The organism is Streptomyces sp. NPDC059443 (assembly GCF_042750105.1).
Classification (GTDB): domain Bacteria; phylum Actinomycetota; class Actinomycetes; order Streptomycetales; family Streptomycetaceae; genus Streptomyces.
This window is the reverse complement of record NZ_JBHYVM010000001.1, coordinates 225,978-236,805: the sequence shown is the minus strand read 5'-3', so window position 1 is coordinate 236,805 and position 10,828 is coordinate 225,978. Positions and strand designations below refer to the sequence as shown.

Genomic DNA, 10,828 nt, shown 5'->3' with positions numbered 1-10,828 from the left:
CACACCCCCTCTCATATCGGCTGGGGGGCGCTGTCTTTTTTTAAAACCCCCCCCCCCCACCCCCCGCCCCCCCCCACCCCCCGCCCGCGGGCCGGCCGCGGGGCCCCCGCCCTTCGGTCGTCTTCGTCGTCTTCGTCGTCAGCCCGTCGGGACTATTCGGCCGAGCCGTACATGCGGTCGCCCGCGTCGCCCAGCCCCGGCACGATGTAGCCGTGCTCGTTGAGCCGCTCGTCCACCGCGGCCGTCACCACCGTCACCGGGGTGCCCGCCAGCTCGCGCTCCATGACCTCGACGCCCTCGGGCGCGGCCAGCAGCACCACCGCGGTCACGTCGTCCGCGCCGCGCTTGATCAGCTCCTGGATCGCCGCGACGAGCGTGCCGCCGGTGGCGAGCATCGGGTCCACCACGTAGACCTGGCGGCCCGAGAGGTCCTCCGGCATGCGCGTCGCGTACGTGGAGGCCTCCAGGGTCTCCTCGTTGCGGACCATGCCCAGGAAGCCCACCTCGGCGGTCGGCAGCAGCCGCACCATGCCGTCGAGCATGCCCAGACCGGCGCGCAGGATCGGGACGACCAGCGGACGCGGGTAGGAGAGCTTCACACCGGTGGTCGGGCCGACCGGGGTGACGATGTCCGCCTGCTCCGTGCGGACGTCCCGGGTGGCCTCGTACGCGAGCAGGGTGACCAGCTCGTCCGCGAGGCGCCGGAAGGTGGCGGAGTCGGTGCGCTTGTCGCGCAGGGTGGTGAGTTTGTGCGCCACCAACGGGTGATCAACGACCTGCAAACGCACAACGTCCTCCAAGACTCAGCTGCCGGCTGTCCACCGGCGACCGCGCACGTGCGACCGCTCTGCCCGCGACCGCACCACCTGCAAAAAGGGTCGCAAACGCGCGACCCACACCCAAAAGGCTACGCGCTGTGCCCGCCCCTTCGCGCCCGAAGCGGCGGCCGCGCCCCGAAACCCCTGGAGATGCGACCCGCGCGGACCGCCAGCACGCTTGGTTGATGAGCAATCCCCTGGTGATCGCGGCCGTAGACGGATCCGAACACAGCCTCAAGGCCCTGGAGTGGGCAAGGGCCGCAGCGCTACGCCACCACACGGGGCTCCTCGTCGCCCACGTGCTGCCCGACAGCGCCCAGCTCTACGCGGCGCGCCGTTCGTCGCTGCACGACGGCCACGAGCCGCACGAGGTCCCCGACCCCGTCAGCGACCGGATACGGGCCTTCCTGGCCGAGAAGGGCCCGCTGCCCTCCGAAGTCCACTACGAGTCCCTGGAGGGCTCCGTACCGGAGGCCCTGCGGGTCATCGGGGAGGGCGCCCGGATGCTGGTGATGGGCTCCCGCGGCCGCGGGGGCTTCGCCGCCCTGCTGCTCGGCTCGAACAGCCGCGCCGTGGCCACCAGCGCCCCGTGCCCGGTGGTCGTGGTCGCGCACGAGGAGCGGGGCGTGGAGGCCGCCGCCCAGCCCTCGGCCGGGCGGGTGGTGCTCGGCCTGCACGCCGCGGAGACGCCCGACAACGTACTGGACTTCGCGTTCGCGGAAGCCGCCGCACGGGGGACGACCGTCCAGGTGGTGTCGGCGTACAGCGTCCCGCCGTCGCCGACGATGGTGATCGACAGCCCGTTCGCGGTGATCCCGCCGGAGGGCCTGGTGGGGGAGGACGAGAACGCGGTCCCGGCCGAACGGGAGATGCTGCGCTCCCAGACGGAGCGGCTGGCGCCGTTCCGCGCGAAGTACCCCGGCGTCCCGGTCGAGCAGGCGGCGGTACCCGGGGACGCCGCGGGCCGGCTGGTCGCCACCTCGAACTCGGCGGCGCTGGTCGTCGTCGGCCGCCACCACCCGCGCCGGCACATCCGCTCCCTGATGATCGGCTCCGTGGCGCACGCCGTGCTCCACCACGCCCACGGACCGGTGGCGGTGGTACCGACGCTGACGGAATCCGACTGAACTAGGACCGGACCAGGACTGAACCAGGACTCAAATCGCACCGATCTGGGACGGAAGGTGGCATCAAACGGCCGATCCGGGGGAAGGTGGGGGTGCGGGGGGCGGACCGGACCGGACCATCCAGGGGCGGTGACCCATGCCCGATGACGACCACGAGACACCGGAATCCACGGCGCAGCGCAGAGCACGGCGCGCGCAGTTCCTCCGCGACCTGCACGAGGCCCGGGAACTGCGCGACCGCGTCCAGCCCAGACGGGCCCGAGCGGCCCGGATGCGCCAGCAGATGCGCATGCGCACCTTCCGGTGGTGAGCGCCCGTTCGCGGGCCCGCACCGGGCTCGCACCGGGCCCGCGGAGGCTCCGTACAACACGCGCGGCCAGCGCCACGGTGCGGAACACCTCTCGCAAAGCCTCTGTTTCTGCCACGATGCCGATTGGGCGGGGCACGAAACGGCGAGCAACACGGCCGTTCGACCCCTCACCCACCTCCGGCCGGGGGGACCTCCAACCGGCACGCCTATGACCAGTGGGAGAGTCACGGTGTATTTCGCCGCACTGCTCGCGCGCACCGAAGACGGGTGGGAAGCGAGCGACCTGGAACTCGACGACGTCGAGTCTCTGAGTGATCTGATCGATCTCGCCCGTTCCGCCGCTGTCGACGACGACACGGTCGTTGCCCTCATCGAACAGGAGGACACCTGGTTCGGGGTCGTCCGCGTGGACGGCGAGGAAGACCCGCGCTTCTACGTGTCCAACGCCTCCGCCGCCTCCCGCAGCTCCTACGGCTCGATGCTGACCGACGAGCTGCTCGGCAAGGACGAGGAGGACGACGAACTCGACGAGCTCGACCTCGACGGCACCGAGGACGGCGAGGACGAGGTCATCGCCTCGTACTCGGACGACGACACCGAGGAGGACGGTGAGGAAGACGACGCGGACGACGAGGTCCGGGCCGGCGCCGAACCCGTGCCTTCCGGCCCGCTCGGCGACCCCCGGCTGCTCGACGACCTCGGGGTGAGCCACAAACAACTGATGACCCTCGACGGCGACGCGCTCTCGGAGATCGCCGAGTCGCTCGGCGCCACCGAGGTACTGGAGGCCGTCCGCTAGTGATTTCCGCGCACCACCACACCACGCACGCACCCGATCCCGTACGGGACCCGTGGCGGGACTCCATGCGCCTGGCGCTCCAGGAGGCCGCGCGGGCGGTGCCGGCCGGCGACGTGCCGGTCGGCGCCGTCGTGCTGGGCCCGGACGGGGCGCTCCTCGCCACCGGGTACAACGAGCGCGAGGCCACCGGCGACCCGACGGCGCACGCCGAGGTACTGGCGCTGCGCCGGGCGGCCGCCGCGCTCGGGGAATGGCGGCTTCCGGGGTGCACCCTCGTGGTGACCCTGGAGCCGTGCGTGATGTGCGCGGGGGCGCTCGTGCAGTCGCGGGTGGCCCGGGTCGTCTACGGGGCGTCCGACGAGAAGGCGGGCGCCGCCGGATCGCTCTGGGACCTCGTACGGGACCGCCGGCTCAACCACCGTCCCGAGGTGATCCGGGGCGTGCTCGCGGGGGAGTGCGCGCGGCAGCTGACGGACTTCTTCCGCGATCTCTGACCTCGCCGGGGCATCGATTTCAGAGCACGGGTCTCCTTGGGCTAAGCTCTCTCTCGGTAGCGTGTCCGAGCGGCCGAAGGAGCACGCCTCGAAAGCGTGTGATGGTGCAAGCTATCCGTGGGTTCAAATCCCACCGCTACCGCTCTGATCGAGAGCCCCGCCCCGCAAGGGTCGGGGCTCTCGTCGTTTCTCCACCGGTCCGGACTGGATCCGGAGTGGATGCGGACCGGTGCGGACTGGTCCGGACGGGTCCGGACGTGTGCCTCGCGGGGGACCTCCGCGTGACCGCCCGCCCCCTCGGCCGTTGTCACGGCATGACCAAGACCCGGCGCATGCTCGCCGCCATCGCCCTCGCGGGGGCCGCCGCTGGCCTCGCGGCACCCGCCGCCTCCGCCGCCCCCATCTCCCCGCTCACCCTCCCGGACCTGCCGACGGCCGCCCCGGGGATGCCGGCGGGGGCCACCCCGTCTTCGGTGCAGGACATCGGCGGCCAGGTCTCCGGAGGACTGAACCAGCTCAACCAGCTGATGGAGCTGCCGAACCAGCTCGCGCCCGTGATCGCCCCCGTACAGCCGATCGCCGACCTGGCGGGCGGCCTGGAGTAGCGGAGCCGGATCCGGACGCGGATCCGGTGGAGGCGGAGAACGCGAAGAAGGCCCCGACCGGAGTCGGGACCTTCGACGGTTGGGACGGGGGAAGTGGCATCGGGGGGACAAGCCACTTCCCCCGATGAGGACGGAACCTGCCAGTCCAAGCCGCAGTCAGGGGGGAAGCTTGCGGCTCGGACCCCGCAGTGAGGTCCTGTCCCTCACCCACCGATTTCCTGCCAGAACCGGTGGGCTCGTGTTCAAGTCTGCGCTTCCGCGTACCGCCGGCACACCGGCAAAGGGCCTGGACCGCCGGGCCATTGGTCCTTAAAGGACAGGTGAGTGTTCGAACACGACCGGCTAGACTCTCCCGACCTTGCAGAACGGTTGGGGAGGCCGACAGCTCACGTGGAAACCAAGAAGCTGATCTCGGGCGCCCTCGTCGTCTTCGTCCTCTTCGTCATCATCACCCAGCCCACAAAAGCCGCCGACATAGTCAAAATAGGCTTCCAAGGGATCTCGGATGGCGCGACGGCGATCGGCGCGTTCATGACCGAACTGGTGCGCTGAACCCGTACGCTGAAGCGGTTTCCGGACTTTCCCGGCCCCCCACTCCGACGGGTGGGGGGCTTTTGCGTTCCCGCGGACGGGCCACGTTGCCCCGATATGCCCAACTTGCCCTCAACACGGCAATATACGGTGCTTGCACACAGTGCACATGTCTTGTGATGCTATGACCGCTTTTGACGGATGAGTTGATGACGTGACGTGAAGGGGTGGCGTGACCGTGCCGGCCAGTACTGCGCCTCAGGTGCCGCCCCAGCAGGACTCCCAGCTGGACTCACAGCAGAGCCCGCACCGGGACCCACAGCGGGCCCCGCACCAGGCCCCCCTCCAGGACCCGCCCCAGGACCCCCCGCAGGACTCCACCGCCCCGCAGCAGGAAACCCACGTACCGCCCCAGCAGGAGCCCCCGGAAGAGCCCCCGGCGGCCCCGAGGCCGCAGAGCCGGGGCGCCGACACCCGGGCCCTCACCCAGGTGCTGTTCGGGCAGCTGAAGGAGCTGGAGCCGGGCACCGGGGAGCACACCCGGGTGCGCGGGGCCCTCATCGAGGCCAACCTCCCGCTCGTCCGCTACGCGGCGGCCCGCTTCCGCAGCCGCAACGAGCCGATGGAGGACGTGGTCCAGGTCGGCACGATCGGGCTGATCAACGCGATCGACCGCTTCGACCCCGACCGCGGGGTGCAGTTCCCGACCTTCGCGATGCCGACCGTCGTGGGCGAGATCAAGCGGTACTTCCGCGACAACGTCCGCACCGTCCACGTCCCGCGCCGCCTCCACGAGCTGTGGGTCCAGGTCAACGCCGCCACCGAGGACCTGACCACCCTCCACGGCCGCACCCCGACCACCCCGGAGATCGCCGAGCGGCTGCGCATCGGCGAGGACGAGGTCCTGTCCTGCATCGAGGCCGGCCGCAGCTACCACGCGACCTCCCTGGAGGCCGCCCAGGAGGGCGACGGGCTCCCGGGGCTGCTCGACCGCCTCGGCTACGAGGACCCCGAGCTGGCCGGGGTCGAACACCGCGACCTCGTCCGCCACCTCCTCGTACAACTGCCCGAGCGCGAGCAGCGGATCCTCCTCCTGCGGTACTACAACAATCTGACGCAATCGCAGATCAGCGCCGAGCTCGGCGTCTCCCAGATGCACGTCTCCCGGCTGCTCGCCCGCAGCTTCGCCCGGCTGAGATCCGCAAACAGGATCGAGGCTTAACCGGATCGGGTGGCGATCGTTCTACGCCTTTCCAGGCAGACCAGGATCTTTCCGTCCTAGAACATGCCTAAGCCGTTCTGTCGCTGGAGATACATGTCGACATGGCGCTACAGCGTGTTGCCGACATGTGACATTCTGCTGGAACCGCGTTTGCCGCAGCCCCGCCTCCGGTATTCAGGTGGAGGCTGCGTTCCTCCGACGGGCGCGCAGAGAAGCGCGACCGTCCGCGACCTCAAGGGGGTGGCATGTCCGTAGACCAGGGCAGCTCCAAGGTGCTCACGCTCGTCAAGCAGCGTGAAATGCCGGCAGTGTCCAACCGCTCGGAAGCCATCGACACCCGCATTGACACCCGCACCCTCTCCCGCTCCCTCTTCCACAGGCTTGCCGGCCTCGACGCGGACAGTCCCGAACGGACGTACGTACGCGACACCCTGATCGAGCTGAACCTCCCCCTCGTGCGGTACGCCGCGGCCCGCTTCCGCAGCCGCAACGAGCCGATGGAGGACATCGTCCAGGTCGGCACCATCGGCCTGATCAAGGCGATCGACCGCTTCGACTGCGAACGCGGCGTGGAGTTCCCGACGTTCGCGATGCCGACGGTCGTCGGTGAGATCAAACGGTTCTTCCGCGACACCTCCTGGTCCGTCCGCGTCCCGCGCCGGCTCCAGGAACTGCGCCTGGCCCTCACCAAGGCCAGCGACGAGCTCGCCCAGAAGCTCGACCGCTCGCCGACCGTGCCGGAGCTCGCCGCCGTGCTCGGAGTCTCGGAGGAGGACGTGGTCGACGGCCTCGCCGTCGGCAACGCCTACACCGCCTCCTCGCTCGACTCGCCCTCCCCCGAGGACGAGGGCGGCGAGGGTTCGCTCGCGGACCGGCTCGGGTACGAGGACACCGCGCTGGAGGGCGTCGAGTACCGCGAGTCGCTCAAGCCGCTGCTGGCCAAACTCCCGCCCCGGGAACGCCAGATCATCATGCTGCGGTTCTTCGCGAACATGACGCAGTCGCAGATCGGCGAGGAGGTCGGCATCTCCCAGATGCACGTCTCCCGGCTGCTCACGCGCACGCTCGCACAGCTCCGCGTCGGCCTGATCGGCGAATAGCCCCCTCCCCTGACGGTCTCCATCCGACCGGGAATCGCTCGCACCCGCTTCACAATTGACGAGGCGTCAGCAAAACTGCCCGGATGCGAAAGGCATCGCGGTCAGCCGCCCTCCTCGCCCTGTGCTGCACGGCTGCCGCCGCCGCCCTCACCGGCTGCGGCGGCCCGGCGCGCGAAGGCTACGTGGCCGTGGGCGCGGCCGCCGCGGGCCCCGAACGGGGCGCGGGCGAGAACGTCGCGCCGCAGGGCCGGGTGGAGTTCCAGCCCCTGCCACCGGCGACGGCGGGATCCAGCGCGTCTTCCAGCAGTACGTCGACCGGTACTCCGGGGTCCCAGCCCCCCGGCGGCTCCGACAACCGACCCGGCAGCACGCCCGGTGCGACGCCTCCCACCACCGGGAGCGGCACACCCGGCTCCTCCACCGGCTCCGGCACCGGCACCGGCTCCACCCCCGGCCCGGGCTCCGGCACGCCGACGAAGCCGGGCACCGGCGGCAGCACCAGCCCGGCGCCGCCTCCCGCTCCGGCCACGGCGGCGAAGCTGAGCATCGGCGCGCCGACCCGTAGCGCCGCGGCGGACCGCTGGTGCGAACAGGTCACCGTGGCGTTCACCAACACCGGGGGCACCGCCGCCCGTTCGGGCACGGTCAGCTTCGCGACGCACATCATCGGCGCCCTGGGCGTCGACTGGGCCACGATCACCTCGACGCAGCCCCTGCCGGCCCCGATCGCGGCGAACACGACGAAGACGCAGACCTACACGGTCTGCGTCGAGTCCTGGCGCGTGCCCCTGGGCATGCACATAGAGACCCAGAGGGTCACGGCCACCTGGAGCTAGCGCGCCGGGCCGCGGCCCGGCTCAGCCCGGCCCGGCTCAGCCGGCCCGGCCCGGCCCGGCTCAGCCCAGTGCGAGCCAGGCCACCACGCCGATCAGGAGCACCGCACCGACACCGAGGGCCACCCACACCCCCGCGCCCGGTCCCGTCTTGCGCGCCGCGCGGTTCTGCATCCGCGACCCCGGCACGGTGGGGGCCGGCACCGGCTCGTCGACGAACGCCCGGAACATCTGGGTGCTGCCCGCGGGGTCGTAGTCACCCTCGGGAGCCTGTGAGTTGTGGTTCGAGTTGTGATTCGCAGCCATGCGCAGGACCCTAGCGGGTTTTCCCATTCCTTTACCGCCCCACCCCCCGATTCATTTGCCTGTAACAACCATCTGCTTCTATGGTTGCCCGAAGCAACGACATTCAAGGGGGGCCGCCCGGTGAGCACACCGACCACAACCGCCACACCCGTCACCCGCTACGCGGAACTGGCCCGCCGGCTCACCAGCACCGGCGCCGTCACCCGCGACCTCGCCCGGCTCCTGCCTCCCGACTGCCCGCCCGGCTCCGCGGCCGTCCTCACCGTGCTGGAACGCCACGGCGAGATGCGGCTCAGCCGCCTCACCGAGCTCATGGCCCTCGACATCTCCGTGACCAGCCGCCACGTCGCCCACGCGGTGTCGCACCACTGGATCACCCGCGACACCGACCCCGGCGACGCCCGCTGCCGGATCCTGCGCCTCACCCCGGCCGGCCGCACGCTCCTCACCGAGCTCGGCGCCCGCCACACCGACGCGCTGGAACAGGCCTTGGCCGACTGGCCCGAAGCGGACATCGACCACCTCAACGCCCTGCTGGCCCGGCTCCGGTCGAGCTTCGCGCTTCTAGACAGCTAGACAGAAGGAAAAACATGGCCACGACCACACCCACCGGTGTGCGGGGAGGCGGCCGGTCGGAGAGCACGTCCGACAGCGCGCCGATGACCCACGCGCAGATCATGAAGGCACTCTCCGGGCTGATGCTCGGCATGTTCGTGGCGATCCTGTCCTCCACGATCGTCTCCAACGCGCTGCCCCACATCATCAGCGACCTCGGCGGCACCCAGTCCTCGTACACCTGGGTGGTCACCGCGGCCCTGCTCTCGATGACGGCGGCGACCCCGCTGTGGGGCAAGCTCTCCGACCTCTTCAGCAAGAAGCTGCTGGTCCAGATTTCCCTGGTGATCTACGTCCTCGGCTCGATGGTCGCGGGCATGTCCCAGAACACCGGCATGCTCATCGCCTGTCGCGTGGTCCAGGGCATCGGCGTCGGCGGTCTCTCCGCCCTCGCCCAGATCGTGATGGCCGCGATGATCTCCCCGCGCGAGCGCGGCCGGTACAGCGGCTACCTCGGCGCGGTCTTCGCCGTCGCCACCGTCGGCGGCCCGCTGCTCGGCGGGGTCATCACCGACACCAGCTGGCTCGGCTGGCGCTGGTGCTTCTACGTCGGCGTCCCCTTCGCGATCATCGCGCTGATCGTCCTCCAGCGCACCCTGCACCTGCCCGTCGTCCGCCGGGACGTCAAGGTCGACTGGCTGGGCGCCTTCCTGATCAGCGGCGCCGTCTCCTCCCTGCTGATCTGGGTGACGCAGGCCGGCACCTCGTACGACTGGATCTCCTGGCAGACCTGGGCGATGACCGGCGGCGCCCTCGCGCTCGGCCTGCTCTTCCTCCTCGTCGAGTCCAAGGCGAGCGACCCGATCATTCCGCTGCGCCTCTTCCGCAACAAGACCATCAGCCTCGCCTCGGGCGCCTCGCTCTTCGTCGGCATCGCGATGTTCTCGGGCACGGTCTTTTTCAGCCAGTTCTTCCAGTTGGCCCGGGGCGAGTCCCCCACGATGTCCGGAATCCTCACGATTCCGATGATCGGCGGGCTCTTCGTCTCCTCCACGGTTTCCGGTCAGGTGATCACCAAGACCGGTAAGTGGAAGGCCTGGCTCGTCTCCGGCGGCGTGCTGCTGACGGCCGGCCTCGGCCTGCTGGGCACCCTGCGGTCCGACACCGCGTACTGGCACATCGCGATCTTCATGGTCCTGACCGGCCTCGGTCTCGGCATGATGATGCAGAACCTGGTCCTCGCCGCCCAGAACCAGGTGGCCCCCGAGGACCTGGGCGCCGCCAGCTCCGTCGTCACCTTCTTCCGCTCCCTCGGCGGCGCGATGGGCGTCTCCGCGCTCGGCGCGGTCATGGCCAACCGGGTCACCCACTACGTCAAGGACGGCCTGACCGCCCTCGGCCCGAAGGCCGCGGCCATGGGCCACGGCGGCACCGGCGGAGGCGGGATCCCCGACCTCGACAAGCTGCCCCCGCCGTTCCGCGCGGTCATCGAGTCCGCGTACGGGCACGGAGTCGGCGACGTCTTCCTCTACGCCGCCCCCACCGCGCTCCTCGCGCTGGTGCTCGTGGTGTTCATCAAGGAGGTCGCCCTGAAGTCGAAGCCGGTGGGCCACACCCCGGCGGCCACCTCGTCCGCCCCGGAGCCGGCCCCGGCCGCGACCCCGGCCGCCGCTCCGGCTGAATAGCGGACCGTCCTACGGGGCTGCGGGCGCGGCCTGACCCGCGCTCCCGGCGGACCCGGTGTGCGCCTCGATCCCGGCGATCAGTACGTCGAGCGCGAGGCGGAACTCCCCGTCGGGCGGCCGCCGGACCGTGGCTCCGCAGCCGTGCAGGAACTGCGAGACGGCCAGATGGGCGCCGGTCCGGACGGAGTCCGTCAGGCCGGTGCCGTCCAGCAGCCGCAGCAGGGCGGCGTCGAAGGCCCGTGCGTGCGGGCCGATGTTCGGATACGCGGCGGTGAGCGGAGCCACCCACGGGTGTTCCGCGAGCAGCCCCCGGTAGCCCCGGGCCAACGACCGGAGCCGGGGGGGGGGGGGGCCGCGGGCGCGCCCCCCCCCCCCCGGGCGCCCCGCCCGCGGCCGCGAGACCGAGGCGTGGTGGGGCTGGGCGGTTGTGGGGTGTGTGAGTG

Annotated in this window: 14 protein-coding genes and 1 tRNA gene; 12 read left to right on the top strand and 3 right to left on the bottom strand. The window is 71.0% G+C overall.

The window, feature by feature from the left end:
- Positions 1-152: 152 nt before the first annotated feature.
- Positions 153-788 (bottom strand): uracil phosphoribosyltransferase, encoded by a 636-nt coding sequence (upp, locus tag ACFXDJ_RS01095; RefSeq protein ID WP_384660450.1) that lies wholly within the window; start codon positions 786-788, stop codon positions 153-155.
- 215 nt (positions 789-1,003) lie between these two features.
- On the opposite strand from upp, the gene ACFXDJ_RS01090 reads away from it, so the two are divergent.
- The 10 genes from ACFXDJ_RS01090 (at position 1,004) to ACFXDJ_RS01045 (ending at position 7,842) form a co-directional block, all read left to right on the top strand.
- Entirely contained in the window at positions 1,004-1,945 is a 942-nt protein-coding gene (locus ACFXDJ_RS01090) for a universal stress protein (RefSeq protein ID WP_384660452.1), read from the top strand.
- Between the two features lie 136 nt (positions 1,946-2,081).
- A complete protein-coding gene (locus tag ACFXDJ_RS01085) occupies positions 2,082-2,255 on the top strand; it encodes a hypothetical protein (protein ID WP_384660455.1) in 174 nt (57 codons plus the stop codon).
- A 229-nt stretch (positions 2,256-2,484) separates the two neighbouring features.
- On the top strand, positions 2,485-3,054 hold the full coding sequence (locus ACFXDJ_RS01080; protein WP_384660458.1) for a hypothetical protein: 570 nt from the start codon (positions 2,485-2,487) through the stop codon (positions 3,052-3,054).
- 65 nt (positions 3,055-3,119) lie between these two features.
- Positions 3,120-3,548: a tRNA adenosine(34) deaminase TadA gene (tadA, locus tag ACFXDJ_RS01075; RefSeq protein WP_384660489.1), complete on the top strand. Its 429-nt coding sequence runs from the start codon at positions 3,120-3,122 to the stop codon at positions 3,546-3,548.
- Positions 3,549-3,603: 55 nt separating this feature from the next.
- Positions 3,604-3,690 (top strand) — tRNA-Ser (locus ACFXDJ_RS01070).
- 139 nt (positions 3,691-3,829) lie between these two features.
- Positions 3,830-4,153, top strand: a complete 324-nt coding sequence (locus ACFXDJ_RS01065; protein WP_384660459.1) for a hypothetical protein — start codon at positions 3,830-3,832, stop codon at positions 4,151-4,153.
- A gap of 390 nt (positions 4,154-4,543) precedes the next feature.
- Positions 4,544-4,705: a hypothetical protein gene (locus ACFXDJ_RS01060; protein ID WP_384660462.1), complete on the top strand. Its 162-nt coding sequence runs from the start codon at positions 4,544-4,546 to the stop codon at positions 4,703-4,705.
- 217 nt (positions 4,706-4,922) lie between these two features.
- Entirely contained in the window at positions 4,923-5,906 is a 984-nt protein-coding gene (locus tag ACFXDJ_RS01055; protein ID WP_384847446.1) for an RNA polymerase sigma factor SigF, read from the top strand.
- Positions 5,907-6,151: 245 nt separating this feature from the next.
- Positions 6,152-7,006, top strand: a complete 855-nt coding sequence (locus ACFXDJ_RS01050; RefSeq protein WP_384660468.1) for an RNA polymerase sigma factor SigF — start codon at positions 6,152-6,154, stop codon at positions 7,004-7,006.
- 83 nt (positions 7,007-7,089) lie between these two features.
- Entirely contained in the window at positions 7,090-7,842 is a 753-nt protein-coding gene (locus ACFXDJ_RS01045) for a hypothetical protein (RefSeq protein WP_384847443.1), read from the top strand.
- 60 nt (positions 7,843-7,902) lie between these two features.
- On the opposite strand, the gene ACFXDJ_RS01040 is transcribed toward ACFXDJ_RS01045, so the two are convergent.
- A complete protein-coding gene (locus tag ACFXDJ_RS01040; RefSeq protein ID WP_384660474.1) occupies positions 7,903-8,145 on the bottom strand; it encodes a hypothetical protein in 243 nt (80 codons plus the stop codon).
- 120 nt (positions 8,146-8,265) lie between these two features.
- On the opposite strand from ACFXDJ_RS01040, the gene ACFXDJ_RS01035 reads away from it, so the two are divergent.
- Positions 8,266-8,721 (top strand): MarR family winged helix-turn-helix transcriptional regulator, encoded by a 456-nt coding sequence (locus ACFXDJ_RS01035; protein WP_384660478.1) that lies wholly within the window; start codon positions 8,266-8,268, stop codon positions 8,719-8,721.
- 14 nt (positions 8,722-8,735) lie between these two features.
- Positions 8,736-10,385 (top strand): MDR family MFS transporter, encoded by a 1,650-nt coding sequence (locus ACFXDJ_RS01030; protein WP_384660481.1) that lies wholly within the window; start codon positions 8,736-8,738, stop codon positions 10,383-10,385.
- Between the two features lie 9 nt (positions 10,386-10,394).
- Here ACFXDJ_RS01030 and ACFXDJ_RS01025 read toward each other — a convergent pair whose 3' ends face one another.
- The gene (locus ACFXDJ_RS01025) at positions 10,395-10,712 is read right to left on the bottom strand and encodes a TetR/AcrR family transcriptional regulator C-terminal domain-containing protein (protein WP_384847440.1); all 318 of its coding nucleotides are present in this window, start codon (positions 10,710-10,712) and stop codon (positions 10,395-10,397) included.
- Positions 10,713-10,828: the final 116 nt, after the last annotated feature.